Below are 21,513 nucleotides of genomic sequence, written 5' to 3' on the forward strand. Positions count from 1 at the left end.
TCAGACCCGTTTTTCGACCTGTCGGATCCCTTCCGAGAGCGCCCGTCGTTTGAAGTACATCGCTTCGACCGCGAATACCACCGCCGCGATGACGACGACCAGCCAGAAGACCGCGGGCAGTTGCGAGTAGAGGTACCACGTCAGCATGACGAAGAACGCGGCCGAGCCGACGACGCCGAGCAGCGGCGGGATCGGGTTGACGTCGACCGCGTCGGAATCGCGCATCGTCAGTGCGAGCGCGCTCATCGCGCCGAAGACGACGATGAAGGCCAGCGAGGCGAACTCCACGACGGCCTCGAGGCTGCCGAGGACGGTGAACGCGGCCGTCAGGAGGCCGATGACGATCACGGTTCGTTTCGGGGCGGCGTCGGCGTCGGGGTCGCCCATCTCGTGGGGCAAGATGTCGTCACCGATCAGGTTCTTGGCGAAGATGGCCTCGCTGAACAGTGTCGAGTTGATCGCGCTGGCCGTCGAGATGAGGCCGGCGAGGCCGACCGCGAGCGCGAGCCACTTCGAGATGAGCAGTGCGCCGTAGAGCAGCGCGGGTTCGGGCTGGGCGGCGACGACCTCCTCGGGGAGGAGGGTCGTGATCACGAACCCGACGAGAACGTAGATGGCCGCCGCAATCGGGATCGAGACGAACACGCCCTTCGCGAGCGTCTCGTCCGGATCCTCGAACTGCTCCTGGTCGTAGAACAGCAGTTGCCATCCCTCGAAGGAGACGAAGCCGACGGAGGCCGCGAGGATGGGATTGATTCCGAACTCTGAGAAGCCGAGTCGCAGTTGGTAGTTCGCAGCGCCGTACCACAGACCGATCAGGCCGAACGCGGCGATGATGCCCGCCTGTACGAACACGAGGTACCGTTCGACCGCCGCCGACGATCCCGCGCCGAGGAGGTTCAACCCGACGAAGACCGCGAGCACGCCGACAGAGAGGAACTGCCGGATCGGCAGCCCCCAGACGTACTCGTAGCCGATCAGCATCTGCCCGTACATGCCGAACGCGTAGGCGTACATCGCCATCGTCCCGATATACCCGACGACGAGCGTCCAGCCGACTACGCCCGCGATCGTCGATCTCCCCGTCAGTTCCTCGATGTACGTGACCGAGCCGCCGTCGCTGTCGGTCGCGTCGTTCAATTTGACGTACGAGTAGGCACAGCACAGGACGACGACGGTCGCGAGACTGTAAGCGAACCACGTCAGGATCCCCGCGGCGGCCACGACGATGCCGATCGCCGCGTAGATCCCGCCGCCGACGATGCCGCCGACGCCGAGCGCAACGGCCGTTCCGAGCCCGAATCCGCTCTCCTCGCTCATGACTCTGATCCCACCGTGACGACCTCGTTTTCCCACGCGAGCCGAGGATTGACCCGCGCGATCGGATGGACGCGGAAGTTCTCGATGCCCGCGTCCACGGCGAAGCTGTTATCGAACGAACAGATCGGCAGACAGACCCGGTCCTCGAGCAGACGAGTGATCGCTTCCTCGTAGAGCCGGCGTCGCCGCTCGCGGTTCTCGGTCTCGCGAGCCGCCGTGAGCCGTTCCATGACCGCGTCCTCGCGGTAGAACGTCCCGTTGGTCACTCCGGCCGTGTTCTCGTGGAACGTCGGATAGAGGTGCGAGTCCGGATCGGGCGTCCCGGTTATCTCGCCGACGAACACCGAGTAGTCGCGCTCGGAGCCGGTGACGGACCGCTCGAGGAAGACGGATTCGGGCTTCGAGATCACGAGCGCGCCGTGACTGGCGTCCCGGAGGCCGCCGGCCAGCGCCTCGCCGAACTCCTTGTGTTTCGGATCCGTCGTGGTGAGGATGCGGAGTTGGCCGCTCGCCTCGTCGGCCTCGCGGAACAGTTGCCGAGCCCTCTCGGGGTTCGTCTCGTTCGCGAGGTCGGCCCACTCGTCGGTCGGCATGTCCCACTCCGCGGCGACCTGCGGCGGTAGCGGACTGTACTGGCGCTCTCCCATCGGCTCGATGAACTCGGCGACCGCTTTCTCGAGATCGAGACAGTAGCTGATCGCCTCCCGAACCCGCGGGTCGGTCGTCGGCCCCTGGTTCAGGTTGAAGCCGAAGTAGAACGACGTGTACCCCTGCCGTCGCGTCACCGACGCGTTCGACACGTCGCTGACGTGATCGACGATCATCGGAGAGACCGGCTCGATCGCATCGTTGCGGTTCGTTCGGAGGCTCGTCAGCTGCGTCATCGGGAACTCGACGTACGCCACGGTGAATCGATCGATCGCGGGCGTCGGCTCACCCCAGTAGTCGTCCCAGCGCGACAGCGTGGCCTTCGTTTCCGCGCTGAACGACGCCACCTCGAACGGACCGGCACCGATCGGGTCCGTCGCGAACGCCTCCCTGTCGTCTTCCCGCTCCTGGCGGGGAACGATCGGGTAGGAGAGGGCGTGGTCGAGGGCCGGATACGGAGCCTCGAGCGTGAACCTGACGGTGCGTTCGTCGACGGCGTCGACCGACTCGATCGGACTCACTCGCCACGCCGTCGGCGCGTCTTCCTCGACGGGCGCGGTAAACGAGTAGGCCACGTCGTCGGCGACCACCTCGCGTCCGTTCTGGAACCGCGCCCGGTCGTCGAGTTCGACGACGGCCGTCCGGCCGTCGTCCTCGAACTGCGGTTCACCGGTGGCGATTTTGGGTACGGTTTCGGTCCCGTTACTGTACTCGTAGAGCCCGTCGAAGATTCGGCCGATCGCCTGTTCGGAGCCGATAGCGCGTGCACGGATCGGATCGAGCGTAATCGGCGGACGGAGCGTTCCGACGCGAAAAGTGGTCACCGATTCCGAGCCGAGCATCGCCGAACAGCCCGCGAGTGCACCGGTGCTCGCAGCACCAAGAGCGGCGAGCAGGCCGCGCCGCGTCGTCTCACGGGACCACTCGGTCGTCCGTTCGTTCGTCCACCCCGGAGCGGGGAATTCGTCCGGTGTCGTCTCGTTGGCTCCCATAGAGATCCGTTTCGTGACCGAGAACGGGTCGAACCTATCGTGACGAACGACGTTGTGTGGCCGGCCTGCACCTGATGGGAGTCAGTAGCGGCTCGAATCGGGGCGATTATTGGATCTCGGTTTGCCGGAGATAGAATTAACTGAGTGTATCTGTACGTATAACTATCAACGCGATTGCGTGTGCCGCGGCTACGGACACCGTATATCTGGACACACTATGTCAGAATTGAATGATGTGCCGAACGGACCGAGCGAGGGACAGGGAGACGGCGTCGAAGTCACCGTCGGTATCGATCGACTCGAGGCGTTCCTGACGGCCGACGATCCCGACGTCAGAGAGTACGCCGCCAAGACGCTGGCCAACGAGGCGTCGAATCGTCCGGGGGACGTCCGCTCCGCGGTCGAATCGCTGACCGACCGTCTCGGGGACGAGCCGTCGATCAGGTCTCACGCGGCCGCGGCGCTGTCGGCCGTCGCGGCCGCCTTCCCGAGGGAGACCCGAGACGCCGCCCCGGCGCTGACCGACCGGCTCGAGGGATCGGGGGCGGTACGGGCGGACGCGGCGGACGCGCTCGCCTCGATCGCCGCAGACGATCCGAGCGCCGTCAGCGATTCGGCGACGGCGCTCGCGGCCTACGTGACCGCCGACGAGGAGCGCGTCCGCGTCCGAACGACGGACGCGCTCGCCTCGATCGCCGACGACGACCCCGAATCGGTCGTTCCCGTCGCTGACGAGATCACGGCCGCGACCGACGACGAGACCGTCGCGGTCCGAGAGAACGCGACGGCGACCCTCGCAGCGATCGCGGCCCACGACCCCGACGCCGTCCTCAATGCCGTCGATCGGCTCGTCGACTGTCTCGAGGACGAGCCGGCCGTCAGGGAACACGCCGCTCGAGCGCTCCGGTCCGTCGCGGCCGAACGACCGTCAGCGGTCGCGACGGCGGTCGAGCCGATCGCCGCGGGGCTCACCGACGAGCGCGAATCCGTCCGCGCCGACGTCGCGGCGGCGCTCGAAGCCGTGGCGACGGACCGTCCCGAGTCCGTCGGCGCGGTCGTCGACCGACTCGCGTCGAGCCTCGACGCCGAGGCCGCCGTCCGCGAGGCGGCCGTCGCTGCCGTCAGGGCCGTTATCGGGACCGTCCCCGATGCGGTCGTCCCGGCCGTCGGCCCGCTCGTCGAGCGACTCGAGGATTCACTCGAGACGGTCCGGATCGATGCGGCCGCCGCGCTGGCGACCCTGGCGACGGAGCGGCCCGACGCGGTCGAGCCGGCCGTCGAACCGCTTGCGGACCGGCTGGCGGACGGCGATCCGCCGGTTCGACGGCACGGCGTCGCGGCCATCGCCACCGTCGGGGACGAGACTCCCGCGGCGCTCGTCCCCGTCGTCGGCGAACTCGCGGACGTGCTCGCGGCCGACGACAACGATGACGACGTGCGGCTCGAGGCCGCCCGCGCCATCGCGGCGGTCGCCGAAACGCGCCCCCGTTCGATCCGACCGATCGTCCCGCGACTCGCCGACCGACTCGCCGACTCCCACGAACCGGTTCGCGATCACGCGGTCGACGCGCTCGGCGCAGTCGCGCTCGCGGACGCCGACGACGAGGTCGACGTCCCGGCGCTGATCGACCGGCTCGAGGCGGACGACGAGTGGGTTCGGGGCTACGCCGCCCGCAGGCTGGCCGAGATCGCCGAATCAGGGGTCGCCGACCCGCATCCGGCGGTCCGCTCGCTGCGTCGGCGCCTCGACCACGACAGCGCGGCGGTGCGGCGGTCGGCCGCCAGGGATCTCGTCCCGATCGCCGCCGAGCGGCCTCGAGAGGCGCGCGAAGCGGTCCCATCGCTCGGCGACCGGCTCTCCGACGATGACGCGAGCGTCCGAAACAACGCGGCGCTCGCGCTCTCGCGACTCGCCGAGACGCATCCCGACGACGTCCGCCCGGCGCTCAACGGGCTGTTCGCCGTGGTCGACGACTCGGACCGCAGCGTCCGCGAAACGGTCCGCGAGACGCTCACCGCGGTCGCATCCGTCTCGCGCGGCGACTGCCGGCCACCGGTCGCGCTCGCCGTCGCGGAGGTCGACGCCGACGAGGCGGCGATCCGCGTCGCCGCCTGCGAGGCACTGGCCGTCCTCGGCTGCGAGACGGGGGCCGAGACGACGGCCGCCGTCGGCGCCGTCTGCGACCTGCTCGTCGAGCCGACGTCGAGGGTCCGCGCCGCGGCCCTGGACACGCTCGAGACGCTCCTCGCCGCGGATATCGAGACCGAGCCGACGCCGTCCGAGGCGGTCGTCGAGATCGTCTCGGCCGACGACGAGCGCGCGACGGCGGTGGCGACGGCGCTCGCCGACATCGCGCGGATCGACCCGGAACTGATCGCCGAGGCCGCGACCCCGCTCGTCGAACAGCTGCGAGCGGCGACGGGCGACCGACGGCGGGCGCTGGTGCGGACGCTGACGACGGTCGTCGGGGCGACCGATCGCAGACCGGTTACGGAACTCCTCCTCGGTGACCTCGAGTCGGCCGACGCCGACCGAGCGTCGATCGCCCGCGATATCGCCCGATCGGCGGCAGCCGCTCCGGCCGACGCGGTGACCTGTCGAGATCGACTGATCGACCTGGTCGACGATGACGACGACGCGGTTCGGGGGTACGCGACGCTGGCGCTCGGGACGCTCGCCGTCACGGGCGACGACGGCTCCGCGCTGAGCGAGGCGCTCGGCGACGTCGATGACCGGCTGCTCGACGCGGCCTCGCTGGTGAGCGGCGGCGAGACGCCGAGTCTCGACGGGATCGAGGATCAGCTCTCCGGGCTGGGAACGCGCGTCGCAGACGAGCCGTGGGTCGCCGGCCTCGCCGTTCTCGCGCTCTCGGTGCTCGCCGACGAGGCCGAGCGCCTGCGGCCGACCGGCGTCTCGGAGATCGCCACTGGGCTCACCGTCGAGAGTCCGGTCGTCCGAGCCACCGCCGGGCGCACGCTCGCGACGATGGCCGCGGACGATCCCCGCGGACTCGAGGCGGCGACCGACGAGTTGCGCGCCGCGCTGTCTGACCCCGACGCCGACGTCCGAGCGACGGCCGGGTCGGCCCTGGCCGAGGTCGCCGCAGCGACTGACTCGCTCGCGGCCGACGAGGATCTCGTCGCCGCGCTCCGCTCGCGCCTCGCCGATCCCGACGGGCGCGTCCGAGCCCGTGCGATCCGGACGCTGACGGCGCTCGAGGCGGTCGACTCGCTGCCCGCGATTCAGCCGCTGGTCGACGACCCTGTTCCCGCCGTCTCGACCGCGGCGACGACCGCGACGGCGCGGCTCGAGGACGCTCGCGACGAGGGGGTCGCCGAGTCCGACTGGCCGATGGCCCGCGCGGGTCCGGCGGGCACCGGGTTCGCCGGCGACGGGGACGCGCTCGGCGGGCGGCCCGCCAAACGGTGGCGCGTCGAGACCGACGGCACCGCCGACGCTCCGCCGACGCTGGTCGGCGACACCGTCTTCGTCACGACCGACGACGGCCGCGTCGCCGCACTGGCGCTCGAGGACGGGAGCGAGCGCTGGCGGGTCGAGACCGACGCACCGATCGGAACCACGCCCGCCGTGGTCGACGAGACGGTCTACGTCGGCGGTGACGCCGCGATCGACGCGCTCGATCTCGAGACGGGAGACCGGGCCTGGCGATATCGAACGGACGCCGCCGTCCGAACGTCGCCGGTCGTCGCCGACGGAACGGTCTATGTCGGCGGCGAGACCCTCCACGCGATCGACGCCGACACCGGCCGGCCGGTCTGGACTGCACCGCTCGCGGACGCGCTCGTCGGCGTCGCCGTCGACGACGGCGTCATGTACGCCGCCTGTGAGGAGCGGGTGATCGCGCTCGCGGCCGACGACGGGAGCCGGCGCTGGGAGACTGACCTCGACCTCGAGGGCGCGGGACGGACGTCACCGGCGGTCGCCGATGGAACCGTCTTCGTCGCCCGTGGCGGAACCCTCTACGCGCTGTCGACCGCCGACGGATCGCGCCGGTTCCGGTTCGATACCGGCGGTCGGTTCGCCGCCTCGCCGGCCGTCGCGGACGGGCGCGTCTACGCCGCCAGCACCGACGGGAGCGTCTACGCGGTCGACGCGACGACGGGTGCCGAGCACTGGCGGGTCGACGCCGGCGAGCTGACGACCGATCCGGTCGTCATCGACGACGCCGTCTGCCTGGGAACCGGCGACGGCCACGTCACCGCGCTGGCGACCGGCGACGGCTCCCGACAGTGGGAACTCGCGGTCGAGCCCGTCACGGACGTGACGGCGATCGCCGTCGCGAGCGGTCGGCTCTGCCTCGTCGGACCCGACGGGATCACGGCGATCGGGGACGCACAGTCGTCCTGGAAGGAGTCGATTTCGGGACTGTTCACGCGGTTCGGAAACGGGTCGTCGTAGCGCGGCGCGGGTCCGGTCACCGTGGGGGCACCCGAAGGAGCAGACTCACGGTACAAACGCCATGCCGAAGGCGGTTCGCGATCCGAGGGGATGAACTAAAGGCCGCCCGGTCGTCGGTATTCCCGTGACCGACGATCGAGAGCGATGGAACGAACGGTACGAGCAGGCCGACTTCGAACCCGCCGCTGACCCCGTTCCGGAACTCGAGCGCCGCATCGCGACGCTCCCCGAGGGGCGGGCGCTCGACGTCGCGACCGGGACCGGTCGAAACGCGCTCTTCCTGGCCGAGCACGGGTACGACGTCGATGCGGTCGACATCTCCGAGGCCGGCCTCGAGCGAGCGCGCGCCCGGGCCGCCGACCGAGGCGTCGACGTGAACTGGCTGCGCGCCGATCTGGCCGATTTCGACCCCGGCCGCCGACGCTACGACGTGATCACCGTGAGCTTCTTCGCCGCCCTCGAGCACCTCCCGGCCCTCAAGGAGGCGCTGGCTCCCGGCGGCGTGTTAGTCTACGAGCATCACCTCCGCTCGAGCGATCCGGTCACGGGTCCCTCGAGCGACCGCTATCGCTATCGATCCAACGATCTGCTCCGGGCGTGTCTGGATCTGACGATCCTCTCCTACGAGGAGCGACGACGGCCGATCGATGAGGGCACGGGGACCGGGGATAGCAGCGGGGCCGATGCCGACGAGACCGTCGCCGTCGCGACGCTTGTCGCGCGCCGCTCGAGCGGCGGGACGCAGTCGTACCCGTTGCGTTCGGCGGCCACAGAGACGGATTCCTAACCGATGCCGAACGGTCCGGGACTGTATTCTTTTCTAACTCTTCTTCGATAGTTATAAGTCTCGCTGCAGACACTCTAAAATCAGATTGCCGCCTCAATCGATTCGACCGACGTACTCGAGCGCTCGCACGACCGTCCACGAACGCCTACCCAGTCTCGCCGACTCGAGGTGGCATCGATGACCGACTCGGCCGACGACCCAGACGAGCGGACGTCGTTTCCCGACTGCCCTCGCTGTGGGAATCCGGTCTCACAGGTGACGATGCGGGGCCCGCTCGAACGGGTTGCGACGCCCTGTGGCTGTTCGGTCGCACCCGGCGCACTCGAGAGCGACGCGAGACCGACGACGGAGTCGGACTGACCCGTTCCCTCGAACTGGCCGCGGTCGGATCCGCCGAACGCCCGTCTCGACCGGATCACTGTCCTTTTCACGGCGGATAACCCACTCGAGGTTGATACTCGTGGCCTCTCTCGTCGTCACCGCACTGGCCGGCGTCGTCTTCGGACTCGCGCTCGCGGCTCCGCCGGGACCGATGAACGCGATCATCGCCGAGGAGAGCGTCGTCCGCGGGTGGACGGCCGGCTTCCGGGCCGGGCTCGGCGCGATGCTGGCGGACGCGATCTTCTTCGCGCTCACGCTCGCGGGCATCGTCGCCGTCCTCGACAGCGTCCCCGCCGTCCGCCCGGCGCTCTACCTGGCCGGCGGCTGTCTAATGTTGTACTTCGCCGTCGGCGCGATCAGCGAAGCGCGGGCCGCCACGTCGTTTACCGACGCCGGCCGGGCCGCCGCCAAGGGGTTCCGGAAGACGTTCGTCCTCTCGCTGACCAACCCATACCAGATCGGCTTCTGGCTCACCGTCGGCGTCGGCCTGCTCGAGCCGGGAACGCTCGACGTGTTATCCCATGCGCCGGCCGTGGGCGGGGCGCTCGAGGGGGCGTTAGTCGTCCAGACCGGATCACCGGCGCTGCTGATCGGGTTCTTCGGCGGGATCGCCCTCTGGATCGTCGCCTATCCGGCGGCGCTGGTCGCGGCGGGAAAGCGCGTCGATGCCTTCGCGCCCGCGGTCGCCGCACTGAGCGCCGTCGTCCTCGTCGGGTTCGGACTGCTCTTCCTCGTGATGGGGACGATTCGGATCGTCTGAACGGTCGACCGTCGCCGTCGCTCGATCGGGCGGGTTCGGATCGACGGTTACTCGCCTAGTGCGGCGATCTCGTCCTCGAGCCACTCGCTGAACCACTTGACGCGTTTCAGGCGCTGGTGGGCGATGCCCTCGGCGGTCTCGCTCTGGACGCGCGAGGCGGCGTCGTAGCCGCGCTCGAGGACCCGTTCGACCATCTCGTCGCAGTCCATGTGGGTTCGGGCCTCGTAGCCCATTCGCAACAGCATCAGGGCGGTACCGTTCGCGCCGACCTTGTCGAGCAGGTCGGCCTCGATGAGACACTGCGTCTCCAGTGCGAGATCCGTCAGATCGCCCTGATAGGAGTGGTGTTCGATGGCGCGACACACCTGCTGGATGAACGACTCGGGGTACTCGGCGCGCGACTCGAGGTACTCGCGGGCGACGCGAGCGCCGGCCTCGGCGTGGAGTTCCTGATCGGTCTCGAGTTTGGCGACGTCGTGAAAGAGGGCGGCGACGCGGGTGACGTCGACGTCCGCACCCTCCGCTTCGGCGATGTCGGTCGCGAGATCGACGACGTTGAGGATGTGATTGTGCCGGTACTCGGCTGAGTGCCAGGGGTACCAGCGCATGCGGCCGCCTTCCTCCTCTTTCTCGACGCTGGCGGCGAGGTACTCGAAGACGAATCCCTTCATCTCCTCGAACTCGGCATCGGTCACTCGCGTTTCCTTTATCTCGACGCCCACGATAGATCCCTCCGCAGTAGACGAACGATAGTCATTACCGGAATGTTCGGTCGTTTCGTTCTTTAGCCTTTGGTTCGGGTCGGTTTCGGTGAGAAATGACAAAAACTAGTTGTAAACGGTTCTGGAGAACGCCGTTCGCTCGCGGACCGAACGGGATGGAAATTCTCGTTGTCATCGTTACAACTGCCACTATCTTCCGTTAAAGTCAAACAGTCGGATCGGGTATGAGTGAGTATGAGTAGCGAACAGGACGCGGAGTCGATTCGGTGTCTCGTCGCCAAAGTCGGTCTCGACGGTCACGACCGCGGCGCTCACGTCGTCGCGCGCGCGTTCCGGGACGCCGGCTTCGAGGTCATCTACTCCGGACTGCACAAAGCCCCCGAAGAGATCGTTCAAGCGGCCGTCCAGGAGGACGTCGACGTCCTCGGTATCTCCATCCTCTCGGGGGCCCACGACACGCTCGTTCCGAAGATCATGGACGGCTTAGCGGAGTACGGAGCCGCGGACGATACGCTCGTGCTCGTCGGCGGCGTCATCCCCGAGGAGGACCGCGAGGGGCTCAAAGAGGAGGGCGTCGCGGCGATTTTCGGTCCCGGAACCTCGATCGAGGAGACCATCGAGTTCGTCCGCGAGAACGCGCCGCAGCGATGACCATGGACGAGAGCGACGAATCGCTGCTCGAGGACCTGCTCGCGGGCGAACACCGCGCGCTCGCTCGAGTCATCTCGAAGATCGAGAACCGATCCCCGGGGTATCGCGATCTGGTCTCGGAACTCTACGCGCACACGGGCGACGCCGACGTGATCGGGATCACCGGCTCGCCGGGCGCGGGCAAGTCGACGCTGGTCGACAAGCTCGCCGAGGAGTACCGCGACCGCGGCGAGACGGTCGGGGTCATCGCGATCGATCCCTCCTCGCCATTCAGCGGCGGGGCCGTCCTCGGAGACCGGATTCGGATGGCTTCCACCGTGGGCGATATGGACGTCTTCGTGCGCTCGATGAGCGCCCGCGGCACGCTCGGTGGACTCTCGACGGCGACCGCGGACGCGGTCAAGGCGATGGACGCCTTCGGCAAGGACAAGATCATCATCGAGACCGTCGGCGCGGGGCAAAACGAGATCGACATCGTCCGGACCGCCGACACCGTCGCCGTGCTCGTCCCGCCGGGGTCGGGCGACGACATCCAGACGCTGAAGGCCGGCATCCTCGAGATCGCGGACGTCTTCGTCGTCAACAAGGCCGACCGCGACGGCGCGGACCGCACCGTCCAGGAGCTCCGGGAGATGGTTCACCTCGGCGAGGAGAGCGGCCTCGGTGGCGGCAGCGGCGGTCACCACGGCGCCGACGCGATGAGCGGCGGCGGTGATGACCGGGGCGACGCCGACGGAGACGATGGAGACGACGAAGCAACGGACTGGACCCCGCCCATCGTCGAGACGGTCGCGACCAAAGGGACCGGCGTCGAGACCTTCATCGACGAACTCGCGAACCACCGCACGTATCTCGTCGACTCCGGCACGTTAGCCGAGAAGGTTCGCCAGCGCTACGCCGAGGAGATCCGCACGCTGTTGCGCGAGGACGTCCACTCCCTGCTCGAGGACGAACTCGCCGAGAGCGGCGGGATCGACGACCTCGCCGAAGCCGTCCGACTGGGCGAGACCGATCCGTACTCGATCGCCGGCGACGTGCTCGCGCCCGTCGAGGCCTGCATCGAGAACCTCGAGACGAACGCCGATTCGAACGCGGAATAACGTCCAAGAGGGAGCATCAGGTTCCTCGTCGCGGATTTCTTTCGTTGCAGTGGCTACGCTCCGGTGGATCACCATCGTTTCACGAAAAGACGGAGCCAGCGAAATATCGCGAACGGAATCGACGAGAGCGGCTGTTACCCGGATCGTTACATCTAAAACCAGCTCAGAAAATAACTATCAGGAATGCGTCCATCATGAACAGTTATGAGAGAACAGGAGCTCATCAATCTCCATGCGCTGCTGTTCGAAGTTCGCGTGTATCTCGAACGAGAGGAGGGCGTCTCGTCCGAGAGATTCGAAGACTACGACGCGCAACCGGTTCGTCTGGCGCACATCCACCGCCGGAAAGAAGCACACGAGAGAGCGATCGAGCTTCTACTGGCCGCTATCGTCGACTGCGTTTGCGGACTCTCGCCAGCAGAGCAGCCGATTCCCCCTCGAACACCCCGTCACTAACGCGGTGAGATCCAGCGCGGACTCTCGCCCTGCCCCCTCTCGAGGGAGAAGAGCGCAATTCACGGTCACCATCCCGTTCAGGTAGTCTCACGTCCGCCGCTGGTCGCCGGTTCCATACCACCCACGGATTCCACAGCGTCTGACCCCGAACCTGAAATCTAAGGCCGTTGGCCGCTTACGGTCCCCTATGAAAGCCCGAACAGTCCTCGGTGCAGCCCTCGGAGCCGTCGGTGGTGCCGTCCTCGGGAATCGCCTCCTCAAGCGACGCGCGAGCGACCTCGAGAGCCCGCTGGTCGGCATCGAGCGGACGTATCGCTGGCGGGGAATCGAGACGACGTACACCGTCGCCGGCGATCCGAACGATCCCGACATGCTCCTCCTCCACGGGATCTATGCGGGCGCGAGCGGACACGAGTTCGAGCCGATCCTCGAGCAACTGGCCGAGGACTACCACGTCTACGCGGTCGATCTCCCCGGCTTCGGCCGCTCGGAGCGACCGCCGCTCGTCTACTCCGCGACGCTGTACGCCGAGTTCGTGCGCGATTTCGCGGCCGACGTCACCGACGAGCCGATCGTCGTCGCCTCCTCGCTCTCGGGAACGTTCGCTGTCGACGCGGCCGACGAGACCGACTTCGAACGCCTCGTTCTGATCTGTCCGACCGACGAAACGAGCGACGAGCGGCCGTGGGTCCGGACCCTCCTGCGGACGCCGATCGTCGGCACGACGCTGTACAACCTGCTCGCGAGCAAACCCTCGATCCGATACTTCTACGACCGGGACGGCTACTACGATTCCGACCGGATCAGTGCCGAAGAGGTCGAGTACGCCTGGGACAGCGCCCACCAGCCCGGCGCGCGCTACGCTCCGGCCTCCTTCGCTTCGGGCACCCTCGATCCCGACTTCGACCTCGCGACGGAGCTGGCCGCCCTCGAGACGCCCACGACGCTGGTCTGGGGCCGCGACGCCGAACTCGTTCCGCTCCGCGAGGGCCGTGACCTCGCTGAGGCGGCCGACCTCGATCTGGTCGTCATCGACTACGCGACGCAGTTGCCTCACGCCGAACACCCCGACAAGTTCGTCGAGTATCTGAGCGCGGAACTCCCGCGCGCCGACATCGGTTCCGGCGACTAGTCGAGTCGGAAAACAGTTCCTGCAATCGAGGGAGAAGCGGGGGCGCTATCGTCGCGGCCGAACGGGACGATTACGCCGGGCGAAGGCCGATCACGCGCTCGCCCGTCGTCTCCGAGACCGCGATCTCGAGTTCGACCGATAGCCCGGTCTCGACGTCTTCGACGTCGATGCCGACGACCTGTCCGGTCAAGCGAACGGGGCCGAAGTCCACGACGGCCGTCGCGTAGGGGGCGTCGTCCTCGAAGGCCGGCGTCGGGACGTGCGTGACGGTGAACGTCTGGATCTCGCCTGTTTCGGGGAGGGTGACCTCCGTGATATCGGTCGATCCGCAGTCGGGACAGACCCGCCGCGGCGGCAGGGAGCCGTGTCCGTTTGCGCACTCGATGTAGTAGGCGTCGTCTTCCTCGGCGGCCGCGAGCCACTCGTCGAAGCCGGCGTCGGCGACGCTCGATTCGGAGTCACTCATTGTTCGGTCACCTCCAGCACGTGAACAGTCGCACTCGCGACCGTGCCACCCGCGTTGTGGGCGACGCCGGTCGTCGCGCCGTCGACGTGCTCGCTGTTGGGGTGCTCGCCGGCCAGCAGATCGGTGACCTCGGCGATCTGGGACGCACCGGTCGCGCCGACCGGGTGGCCCTTGGCTTTCAGCCCGCCCGAGAGATTGATCGGCGTCTCGCCGTCCGCGGTCGTCCGGCCGTCGCGGGCCGCCGAGATTCCCTCACCAATCGGTTCGAGATCGAGCGCCTCGAGCGCGAGCACTTCGGCGATGGTAAAGCAGTCGTGGACCTCCGCGAAGTCCACATCGCCGGCGTCGACGCCGGCGTCGGCGTAAGCCTCCTCGCCGGCCTCGCGTGCGGCCGGCGAGCGCGCGAGGTGCTCGCGGTCGTGCAGCGCCATCCGATCGCCGCCCTGGCCGGTCCCCGTGATCGCGACCGGAGCCTCGAGATCGTGCTCGGCGGCGTAGGATTCGCTCGTCAGCACGAGCGCCGATGCGCCGTCCGAGATCGGACAGGCGTCGTAGAGGCCGAGCGGTTCCGAGACCGGCGGGGCCTCGAGGACGTCGGAGACCTCGATCGCGCGCTGGTACTGTGCCTTCTCGTTGGAGAGGGCGTTCGCGTGATTCTTGACGGCGATGTGGGCCAGGTCCTCGTGTTCACCGCCGAACTCGTCGAAGTAGGCCTGGGCCATCAGCGCGTACGCGCCGGGGAACGTCACGCCGGCGCGTACCTCCCAGAGGTCGTCCGCGGCGATCGCGAGCGCTTCGGTCGCGCCCGCGGTGCCGAGGTTGGTCATCCGTTCGGCCCCGCCGACGAGCAACACGTCGTTCTCGCCGTTTCGAATCCGTTTGACCGCCTCGCGGACCGCGGTGCCGCTCGAGGCGCACGCGGACTCGTAGCGGGTCGCGGGGGCCTGAACTCCCGCCGCTTCGGCCATCAGCGGGCCCTGATGGCCCTGATGCTCGGAGAGTTCGCCCATGAAGTTCCCGTAGAGGACGGTCTCGACGTCGTCTCGGGGGACCCCGCTCTCTTCGAAGGCCGCGATACTGGCTTCGGCGAAGAGATCTCGGCCGGTCCGTTCGGGACTGTTTCCGAACGGTGTCAGCCCTGTGCCTGCGACACGTACGTCACTCATATACACACGTGTAGTGGGTGGATCCGTTAATACTCCGCGGTTGCGGTTGTGAATCTAGAATCTGTGAACATATTCGACTGGTAGAACGTCCTGACTCGCGGTTCACGGGACGATATTCCCGCTTGTGTGTTACGACGGTCGCGCGCTGAACCCACCCGATAGCGCTCCCTCGAGACGGCGTGTGTCGTCTCTATACGTCGACCGAGAACTCGTGTTCGTCAGCGACGGCCGCGAATTCGCAGAGCAGGTCGGCCGCGGCGTCAAGGTCCGCGAGATCCACGACTTCGACGGGCGTGTGCATATAGCGGTTCGGGACGCCGACGTTCAGTGACGGAATGCCGCCGCGCGACGTATAGAACGCGTCGGCATCGGTCCCGGTCCGATTTCCGGACGCCTGCAACTGAATATCGATGTCCGCGTCGGCGGACACCTCGCGGGCGGTGCGAACGAGTTCCGGGTGGTTCGCGCTCCCTCGCACGACGACCGGGCCCTCCCCGAGTTCGACGCCGGTTTTCCGGCTCGAGGGCGTTCCCGACGCGTCCGTGGCGTGAGTGACGTCTATCGCCACGACCGCATCGGGCGCGAGATCGAAGCCGACCATCTTCGCGCCCTGTAACCCGACTTCCTCCTGGACCGTCGACACGGCGTACACCGTCGTATCGAGGTCGCGCTGGGCCGCTCGACGAAGCGCTTCCGCCGCGGCCCAGATCCCGATCCGGTTATCCAGTCCGCGAGCCGCGATGCGGTCGTTTTCCAGTTCGGAAACGGTTTGGTCGAACGTGACCGGATCACCGCGATCGACGAGCTCCGCCGTCTCGTCCGCGTCCTCGGTTCCGATGTCGACGTACTGGTCGTCGATATCGTCAATCGAGTCGTCCTCCCGATCGCGGAGGTGAATCGCCGTTTGGCCGACCACTCCCGGAACCGTTCCGTCGGTCGTGTGAATGCGAACGTGTTGTCCCTTCGAGACGGTGCGATCCGAGCCGCCGATGGGCGTTATCCGAATCGCGCCGTTCTCCTCGATATCCCGAACCATGAACCCGATTTCGTCGCCGTGACCCGTCAGCGCGAGCGACGAATCGCCGCCCTCCAGAACGGCGACAGCGTTCCCGTACGCGTCCGTTCGCACCTCGTCGGCGAATTCGCTGACGTAGTCGATCCACAGGCGCTGCCCGACCGTTTCGAAGCCGGACGGTGTCGCAGTCTCGAGCAAATCGTCGAGGAACTGGCGTCGTTGTCGATCCATACGCGGCCTTCGGCCCGCTGAGTGAAAATTCCGACTACTTGTGTCCGGATCGCAGTACTCCGCGAGGAGATCCGCGTCGCGATGTGTAACAACCGCAAGGCGAGGGTGGCGAGGGGGTCGCCGATCTCGAGAGCGGTCATCGACTCGAGCCGGCGACGCGAACTGGGGTTCGGATCAGAACGCGAGCGCGTCCACGAGGATCGCGACCAGGACGGCCCCGAGGAAGGCGTTCGAGGCGTGGAACGAGCGGAACGCGGCGGCCTCGGTCTGCTCGAAGTGGAGTCGCACGGCGGCCCAGAGGAAGATCCCGCCGAAGATCACGACCGTGCCGGCGTACAGCGCGCCGAGGTCGGTGATCCAGGCCAGCGCGATCGAACTCACGAGCGTCGCGGCGATGTAGTAGAGGATGTGCTTTCGGGTGACGGTCTCGCCGCGGACGACCGGCATCATCGGGAAGCCGCCGCGGGCGTAGTCGTTCTTGTAGGCCAGCGCGAGGTTGTAGAAGTGCGCCGGCGTCCAGAGGAAGATGACGCCCGCGAGCGCGAGGCCGGGCCAACCGATCTCGTTCGTCACCGCGGCCCAGCCGATCAGGGCCGGGAGCGCGCCTGCAGCGCCGCCGATGACCGTGTTCTGGACCGTATTCGGCTTGAGCAAGAGCGTGTAGACGACGCTGTAGAAGACGATCGCGGCCAGCCCGAGCGCCGCGGCGAGCCGGTTGATCGACAGGAACGCGGCCAGCGACGCCGCGGTCAGCGCGGCGCCGAACGCCAGCGCGTTCCGGACCGGGATCAGATCGACCGCCAGCGGCCGATCGGCGGTGCGGGACATCTTCTGGTCGACGTCGCGCTCCAGGACGTGGTTGAACGTTCCCGACGCGCCGATCGCGAGGACGCCGCCGCCGAGCGTCGCGATGATCGTGGCGATCTCGAGACCGGGGCCGGCGGCCAGCGCCATCCCGGCGGCGGCGACGAGACAGAGCAGCCACATCAGCCGCGGTTTCATCATCTGGAAGTAGGCGAAGGCGGTGAGTCGGGCGCGGGCCAGTCGGCTCGCGGGGAGCGTGCGTTCGGATGCGCTCGGGACTTCCTCCTCGAGCGGCTCCGGCGAGTCGATGCCGTCCTCGTCCTCGCTGCCGGTCGCGAGCTCTAAGTCCCACGCGAGCGCGAGGACGACGCCCGAGAAGATCACGAGGCCGAGCGCGAGGTGGAGGCCAGGGAGGATCGCCTCCGGGCCGATCGTCGCGGTAACGGCACCGACGCCGACCTGAACGACGTAGAGCGCGGCGGCGGCGACGATCGTCGCTCGGACGCGCCGCGAGGCGTCACCGAAGGCGGCGGCGTAGGCCGTCGCGGCGACGAGCAGGCCGACGACGACGGCGGTGAGCCGGTGGGCCCACGCGATCGCGAGCTCGGTCTGGCTCAGCGGGTCGACCGGGGCGTGACAGGTCGGCCACGTCGAACACGACGCGGCCGCGTTCGTCAGTGAGGTCGTCGCGCCGACGATCAACAGCAGGTAGACGCCCAGCGCGGTCGCTGTGAGCAGTGCGGAAAAGCGGCGTCGCGTGCCGATCGGGCGGGGAAACGACTCTGTTGCCACGGCTATTCTCGTCTACACCGTTCGACTCCGCGTATTTAGGGCTCTCGCTTTTTCCCATCTGCGCGGACTCGAGGAACGCGAATCGGGAGCCCTCGAGTCGGCGCGTCGGCCAGCGACGCAGTCCGCGAGAGCCGACCGAAGAGGGATTTGGCCGGACCTCGTAGCGCCCACCGTGTCCGGGGAATCGTGTCGTCACGCACCGGCGGCCGACACCGCGACGACAGCGGCCGCCTCTTCCGGCGGCCCCGAGATCGACGTCAACGGCGACGAGTCTCCCGTCCGCTGTCCGTACTGCGACCGCCCGTTTCGTCGAGCGCGCCTCGAGTCGCTCCACCGCGGTCTCGAGCACCCCGAGCGGCTCTCCGATCGGGAGCGAGCGGCCGTCGAGCGGGCCGTCCGCGACGAGCGCGCGGAGCTTCGGCGCGTTCGAATATACGCGCTCGGCGTCCTCGTGGCGCTGTACTTCGGACTGCTGATCATCGCCGCGTTCGTCGTTTGATCGCTCCGACCGTCCCGTCGACCGTGTCCGACTACATCCCCATGTCTTCGGCGGCCGCCGGGATCGGCAGGTCGTGCGGCGAGACGCCCAGCAGTTCCCCGACGTGGTCGAGCGCCATATCGAACCCGTAGTAGCGCTCGAGCTCGTCGCCGTCGGCGGACGGGCGCACTTTCAACATCGCGTACCCCTCGATGTTCTGTGCGATCGCGGCCGTCCCGGCCGTCCCATACTCGCCCGCGTCGCGCTCGAACGCGAGGACTCGTTCCGTTTCGGTCTCCTCGTAGGTCGCCCTGATTCCGTCGGTCTCGGCCGTCCGATCGTCGGTCATACTCGCCGATCGGGACGCGTCCACCGGGAACCTGTCGGTTCCGGTCGAGCTCTCCGAGAGGCCGAACATCGACACCGATTTTTCGGTCGCCTCCGAGGCTTCGCCCAGTGAGCCGTTCGGACTCCCTCCCGGCCCGTCGCCCGCTCGCGACGTTTCGACTCACGCGGTCGGTCGCCCTCCAGTGGCTCGTCGTCTCCGCGGTGGGATTCTTCGGCTTCGCCTACTCCTTCGGCCACGTCCTCGCGCGGCTCCGCGGGGCCTCGCTCGAGCCGATCGTGATCGCGCCGTCCTCGCCGCCGACGGTGCTCGGCTGGCTCGCCGTCTCGATCGGGTTGCTCGTCTGCGTGGTCGTTCCCCACGAACTGCTCCACGGGGTGTTCATGGCCCGCTACGGCGAGTCACCGACCTACGGCATCGGCGTCTCCTACTTCGTGTTGCCCTACGCCTACGCCGAGACCAGCGGCGCGAACTACACGCGGAATCAACTGCTCGTCGCCCTGCTCGCGCCGTTCGTCGTGATCACCGCCGTCGGGCTCGCCGCGATGGTCGTCGTCCCTACGCCGCTGCTGATCGTCCCGCTGGCGGCGAACGCCGCCGGGTCGATCGGCGACCTCTGGATGGCCGCCGTCCTCTGTCAGTACCCCGCCGACGTCCGGGTCGGCGACCCGCCGGACGACGTCCAAGGGTTCGGAATTTACGGCACCGACGAGCGGGTGAGCCGGCTTCCCGGTGCATCGCTCCTGTCGCGGTTCCTGACCGGCAGCGTCGGCACCCTCGCGGCGGTCGCGGCCTACGCGCTCCTCGCGGTGTTGCTCTCGCTCGCCTTCGGCTCCGGCGACGTCGTCCTCGGCGATCCGGATCGCGGCTGGCTGCTCTTCCGGCACGACCGCCGGCCTGGCGGCACCGCCTTCCTCGAGATCGGCGACGGCCCGCTGCTCGGCGCGGCCGCCCTCGGCGGCCTTGCGTGGACGATCGTCGCGACCCTCCGTCGGCGACTCGAGTCCGGGTGAGTGCGAAACCGTAACGCTCGAGCGGCTCTCGCGTGACTCACGACTATGAGCAAGTGGCTTCGAAGCGGCCGCCGTCGAGACGTCTGTTTCCTGCTCGCCGCCGCCGAGGACGGTGAACTGCGTGGCCAGCAGCTGAAATCGCGCCTCGAGTCCCACTACGACGACCGGCTCGAGCCGAAGTCGTTCTACGGCTCGCTGTCGGCGCTGGTCGACGCGGGATTCGTCGAGAAACGGACCGAGGGCCTCCACGACGTCTACGCGCTGACGGACGGCGGGGAACGGCGAGTGCGGGAGCACTACGCCTGGGTTCGGAACTGTCTCGAGGAGTAGCCCGTTCCAAGGTGAACGCAGCGATCGACGCTCGAGCCTACTCCTCGAGCAACTGGTCGCCGATCGTGTTCCGGAGCACTTCGCTGGTGCCCTCGTAGATCTCGTTGAGCTTGGCGTCGCGATAGAACCGCTGTGCGGCGAAGTCCTTGGTGTAACCGTAGCCGCCGTGGATCTGGATCCCCTCGTTGGCGACCTCGCGGCTCACTTCCGAGGCGTAGAGCTTGGCCTGGGAGGCGTCCTTGATGTAGTCCTCGCCGCGGATCTTCTTGTCGGCGGCCTTGTGCATGAGCATCTTCGCGGCCTGGATCTTGGTGTCCATGTCCGCGAGCTTGTGCTTAATCGACTGGAACTCACCGATGGGCTGGCCGAACTGCTCGCGTTCGTTGGCGTAGTCGCGGGCCTCCTCGAAGGCCGCGCGGGCGATGCCGACCCCGCGAGCGGCGATCGTGATTCGGCCGCCGTTCAGGGTCTTCAGCGCGTGGACGAAGCCGCCGCCCTCCTCGCCGAGCAGCCGCGATTCCGGAACGCGAAGGTCGTCGAACCGGAGTTCGGCGGTCGGACAGCCCTTGTCGCCGAGCTTGTCCTCCGTGCCCTCGACGATGAAGCCGTCGTCCTCCTCAGGGCGGACGACGAACGACGAGATCCCCTTGTTGCCGGCGTCGGGGTCCGTCTTCGCGAAGAGGGTGACCGTGTCGGCCACCGAGCCGTTCGAGATCCAGAGCTTGCCCCCGTTGATCACGTACTCGTCGCCGTCTCTCTCTGCGGTGGTCTCCATCGCCGGCACGTCGCTGCCCGCACCCGCCTCCGAGAGCGCGAACGCGCCGATGTCCCGCCCCTCCGCCAGCGGCGTCAGGTACTCCTCCTTCTGGGACTCGTCGCCGAACTCGTAGAGCATGTTCCCCGCCAGCGAGGTGTGAGCGGCGACGATCGTCCCCAGCCCGCCCGAGCCGCGGGAAATCTCCTCGAGGCCGATGGCGTAGGAGTGATAGTCCAGCCCGGCACCGCCGTACTCCTCGGGGAAGGGCATCCCCATCAGGCCCAGTTCGGCCATCTCGCTCACGAGATCGGCGGGGAACTCGTCCTCGTGGTCGATCTCCTCGGCGACGGGGACGACCTCCTCGTCGACGAACTCCGAGACCATATCTCGAATCTGTTGCTGTTCGGCCGAGAGTGCGAAGTCCATACTCCCGAATGGGCGACCTCGCTCCTTTATTGTTCGCTCTCCGGTCGATCGCGTCTCATAACGGTGTCACGCGGGGAAGAACTCGTAGCGCGGATTCGCACATCCCGTCGCTCAACGCGAATTCCCATCTGCGGTGGCGCACGCTGGGACGCGGTGAACGCCAGTGAACCGCGGTCCGAAACCGTGCGAGGGATGAGTGAACGACCGACGGGAGTGAACGAACCGGTTGGGGAGGGTGTGGTCTTCACTGTTGCCAGTCCGAGCGGAACGCTCTTTTTCGGTTTCAACCGACTCAACTCCGCTTTCACCGACTCAACTCC

Annotated in this window: 20 protein-coding genes; 11 read left to right on the top strand and 9 right to left on the bottom strand. The window is 67.9% G+C overall.

Features of this window, described 5'->3' with window-relative positions; all coding sequences use genetic code 11:
- Together LDH66_RS13115 and LDH66_RS13120 are read right to left on the bottom strand one after the other, a co-directional pair.
- On the bottom strand, positions 1–1,320 hold the full coding sequence (locus LDH66_RS13115; RefSeq protein WP_226481520.1) for an APC family permease: 1,320 nt from the start codon (positions 1,318–1,320) through the stop codon (positions 1–3).
- On the bottom strand, positions 1,317–2,960 hold the full coding sequence (locus LDH66_RS13120; protein ID WP_226481521.1) for an ABC transporter substrate-binding protein: 1,644 nt from the start codon (positions 2,958–2,960) through the stop codon (positions 1,317–1,319). The genes LDH66_RS13115 and LDH66_RS13120 overlap by 4 nt, the downstream gene beginning before the upstream one ends.
- Before the next feature lie 235 nt (positions 2,961–3,195).
- On the opposite strand from LDH66_RS13120, the gene LDH66_RS13125 reads away from it, so the two are divergent.
- The 4 genes from LDH66_RS13125 (at position 3,196) to LDH66_RS13140 (ending at position 9,308) form a co-directional block, all read left to right on the top strand.
- The gene (locus LDH66_RS13125; RefSeq protein WP_226481522.1) at positions 3,196–7,380 is read left to right on the top strand and encodes an outer membrane protein assembly factor BamB family protein; all 4,185 of its coding nucleotides are present in this window, start codon (positions 3,196–3,198) and stop codon (positions 7,378–7,380) included.
- A gap of 124 nt (positions 7,381–7,504) precedes the next feature.
- Positions 7,505–8,167, top strand: coding sequence for a class I SAM-dependent methyltransferase (locus LDH66_RS13130; protein WP_226481523.1), 663 nt, complete (start codon positions 7,505–7,507; stop codon positions 8,165–8,167).
- Positions 8,168–8,344: 177 nt separating this feature from the next.
- Entirely contained in the window at positions 8,345–8,527 is a 183-nt protein-coding gene (locus LDH66_RS13135) for a hypothetical protein (RefSeq protein WP_264182404.1), read from the top strand.
- Positions 8,528–8,627: 100 nt separating this feature from the next.
- Positions 8,628–9,308: a LysE family translocator gene (locus tag LDH66_RS13140; protein ID WP_226481525.1), complete on the top strand. Its 681-nt coding sequence runs from the start codon at positions 8,628–8,630 to the stop codon at positions 9,306–9,308.
- A 47-nt stretch (positions 9,309–9,355) separates the two neighbouring features.
- Here LDH66_RS13140 and LDH66_RS13145 read toward each other — a convergent pair whose 3' ends face one another.
- Positions 9,356–10,030 carry an HD domain-containing protein gene (locus LDH66_RS13145; protein ID WP_226481526.1) on the bottom strand — a complete coding sequence of 225 codons (675 nt, stop codon included), beginning with the start codon at positions 10,028–10,030 and terminating at the stop codon, positions 9,356–9,358.
- A gap of 234 nt (positions 10,031–10,264) precedes the next feature.
- Between LDH66_RS13145 and LDH66_RS13150 the strand changes: the two genes are divergently transcribed.
- From LDH66_RS13150 to LDH66_RS13165, 4 genes are all read left to right on the top strand, one after another.
- Positions 10,265–10,681 (top strand): cobalamin B12-binding domain-containing protein, encoded by a 417-nt coding sequence (locus LDH66_RS13150; protein ID WP_226481527.1) that lies wholly within the window; start codon positions 10,265–10,267, stop codon positions 10,679–10,681.
- Positions 10,678–11,781, top strand: a complete 1,104-nt coding sequence (gene meaB / locus LDH66_RS13155) for a methylmalonyl Co-A mutase-associated GTPase MeaB (protein WP_425492943.1) — start codon at positions 10,678–10,680, stop codon at positions 11,779–11,781. Before LDH66_RS13150 ends, meaB begins: the two co-directional genes overlap by 4 nt.
- 204 nt (positions 11,782–11,985) lie before the next feature.
- Entirely contained in the window at positions 11,986–12,237 is a 252-nt protein-coding gene (locus LDH66_RS13160) for a UPF0058 family protein (RefSeq protein ID WP_226481528.1), read from the top strand.
- A gap of 187 nt (positions 12,238–12,424) precedes the next feature.
- Positions 12,425–13,369 carry an alpha/beta fold hydrolase gene (locus LDH66_RS13165; RefSeq protein WP_226481529.1) on the top strand — a complete coding sequence of 315 codons (945 nt, stop codon included), beginning with the start codon at positions 12,425–12,427 and terminating at the stop codon, positions 13,367–13,369.
- A 70-nt stretch (positions 13,370–13,439) separates the two neighbouring features.
- Here the strand turns inward: LDH66_RS13165 and LDH66_RS13170 are convergent, their stop codons facing one another.
- From LDH66_RS13170 to LDH66_RS13185, 4 genes are all read right to left on the bottom strand, one after another.
- Positions 13,440–13,835, bottom strand: a complete 396-nt coding sequence (locus tag LDH66_RS13170) for a Zn-ribbon domain-containing OB-fold protein (protein WP_226481530.1) — start codon at positions 13,833–13,835, stop codon at positions 13,440–13,442.
- Complete coding sequence (locus LDH66_RS13175; RefSeq protein ID WP_226481531.1) at positions 13,832–15,001, bottom strand: thiolase C-terminal domain-containing protein; 1,170 nt, start codon at positions 14,999–15,001, stop codon at positions 13,832–13,834. The genes LDH66_RS13170 and LDH66_RS13175 overlap by 4 nt, the downstream gene beginning before the upstream one ends.
- 190 nt (positions 15,002–15,191) lie before the next feature.
- Positions 15,192–16,247, bottom strand: coding sequence for a M20/M25/M40 family metallo-hydrolase (locus LDH66_RS13180; RefSeq protein WP_226481532.1), 1,056 nt, complete (start codon positions 16,245–16,247; stop codon positions 15,192–15,194).
- A gap of 174 nt (positions 16,248–16,421) precedes the next feature.
- A complete protein-coding gene (locus LDH66_RS13185) occupies positions 16,422–17,843 on the bottom strand; it encodes a heme o synthase (RefSeq protein WP_226481533.1) in 1,422 nt (473 codons plus the stop codon).
- Between the two features lie 172 nt (positions 17,844–18,015).
- Between LDH66_RS13185 and LDH66_RS13190 the strand changes: the two genes are divergently transcribed.
- On the top strand, positions 18,016–18,342 hold the full coding sequence (locus tag LDH66_RS13190; RefSeq protein WP_425492944.1) for a DUF7410 domain-containing protein: 327 nt from the start codon (positions 18,016–18,018) through the stop codon (positions 18,340–18,342).
- Positions 18,343–18,373: 31 nt separating this feature from the next.
- Here the strand turns inward: LDH66_RS13190 and LDH66_RS13195 are convergent, their stop codons facing one another.
- The gene (locus LDH66_RS13195; RefSeq protein ID WP_226481534.1) at positions 18,374–18,670 is read right to left on the bottom strand and encodes a DUF7111 family protein; all 297 of its coding nucleotides are present in this window, start codon (positions 18,668–18,670) and stop codon (positions 18,374–18,376) included.
- Between the two features lie 107 nt (positions 18,671–18,777).
- Here LDH66_RS13195 and LDH66_RS13200 point away from each other — a divergent pair, with 107 nt between their 5' ends.
- Together LDH66_RS13200 and LDH66_RS13205 are read left to right on the top strand one after the other, a co-directional pair.
- Positions 18,778–19,680: a DUF3267 domain-containing protein gene (locus tag LDH66_RS13200; RefSeq protein WP_226481535.1), complete on the top strand. Its 903-nt coding sequence runs from the start codon at positions 18,778–18,780 to the stop codon at positions 19,678–19,680.
- Between the two features lie 45 nt (positions 19,681–19,725).
- On the top strand, positions 19,726–20,010 hold the full coding sequence (locus tag LDH66_RS13205) for a PadR family transcriptional regulator (RefSeq protein WP_226481536.1): 285 nt from the start codon (positions 19,726–19,728) through the stop codon (positions 20,008–20,010).
- Between the two features lie 37 nt (positions 20,011–20,047).
- Here LDH66_RS13205 and LDH66_RS13210 read toward each other — a convergent pair whose 3' ends face one another.
- Positions 20,048–21,193, bottom strand: coding sequence for an acyl-CoA dehydrogenase (locus LDH66_RS13210; protein WP_226481537.1), 1,146 nt, complete (start codon positions 21,191–21,193; stop codon positions 20,048–20,050).
- Positions 21,194–21,513: the final 320 nt, after the last annotated feature.

The organism is Natrinema amylolyticum (assembly GCF_020515625.1).
Lineage (GTDB): Archaea > Halobacteriota > Halobacteria > Halobacteriales > Natrialbaceae > Natrinema > Natrinema amylolyticum.

What these genes read in the sequence shown, in the direction of transcription:
- LDH66_RS13115 (WP_226481520.1), bottom strand. Translation starts at nt 1,320, where the DNA reads ATGAGCGAGGAGAGCGGATTCGGGCTCGGAACGGCCGTTGCGCTCGGC.
- LDH66_RS13120 (WP_226481521.1), bottom strand. Translation starts at nt 2,960, where the DNA reads ATGGGAGCCAACGAGACGACACCGGACGAATTCCCCGCTCCGGGGTGG.
- LDH66_RS13135 (WP_264182404.1), top strand. Translation starts at nt 8,345, where the DNA reads ATGACCGACTCGGCCGACGACCCAGACGAGCGGACGTCGTTTCCCGAC.
- LDH66_RS13150 (WP_226481527.1), top strand. Translation starts at nt 10,265, where the DNA reads ATGAGTAGCGAACAGGACGCGGAGTCGATTCGGTGTCTCGTCGCCAAA.
- meaB (WP_425492943.1), top strand. Translation starts at nt 10,678, where the DNA reads ATGACCATGGACGAGAGCGACGAATCGCTGCTCGAGGACCTGCTCGCG.
- LDH66_RS13160 (WP_226481528.1), top strand. Translation starts at nt 11,986, where the DNA reads ATGAGAGAACAGGAGCTCATCAATCTCCATGCGCTGCTGTTCGAAGTT.
- LDH66_RS13165 (WP_226481529.1), top strand. Translation starts at nt 12,425, where the DNA reads ATGAAAGCCCGAACAGTCCTCGGTGCAGCCCTCGGAGCCGTCGGTGGT.
- LDH66_RS13170 (WP_226481530.1), bottom strand. Translation starts at nt 13,835, where the DNA reads ATGAGTGACTCCGAATCGAGCGTCGCCGACGCCGGCTTCGACGAGTGG.
- LDH66_RS13175 (WP_226481531.1), bottom strand. Translation starts at nt 15,001, where the DNA reads ATGAGTGACGTACGTGTCGCAGGCACAGGGCTGACACCGTTCGGAAAC.
- LDH66_RS13180 (WP_226481532.1), bottom strand. Translation starts at nt 16,247, where the DNA reads ATGGATCGACAACGACGCCAGTTCCTCGACGATTTGCTCGAGACTGCG.
- LDH66_RS13195 (WP_226481534.1), bottom strand. Translation starts at nt 18,670, where the DNA reads ATGACCGACGATCGGACGGCCGAGACCGACGGAATCAGGGCGACCTAC.
- LDH66_RS13205 (WP_226481536.1), top strand. Translation starts at nt 19,726, where the DNA reads ATGAGCAAGTGGCTTCGAAGCGGCCGCCGTCGAGACGTCTGTTTCCTG.
- LDH66_RS13210 (WP_226481537.1), bottom strand. Translation starts at nt 21,193, where the DNA reads ATGGACTTCGCACTCTCGGCCGAACAGCAACAGATTCGAGATATGGTC.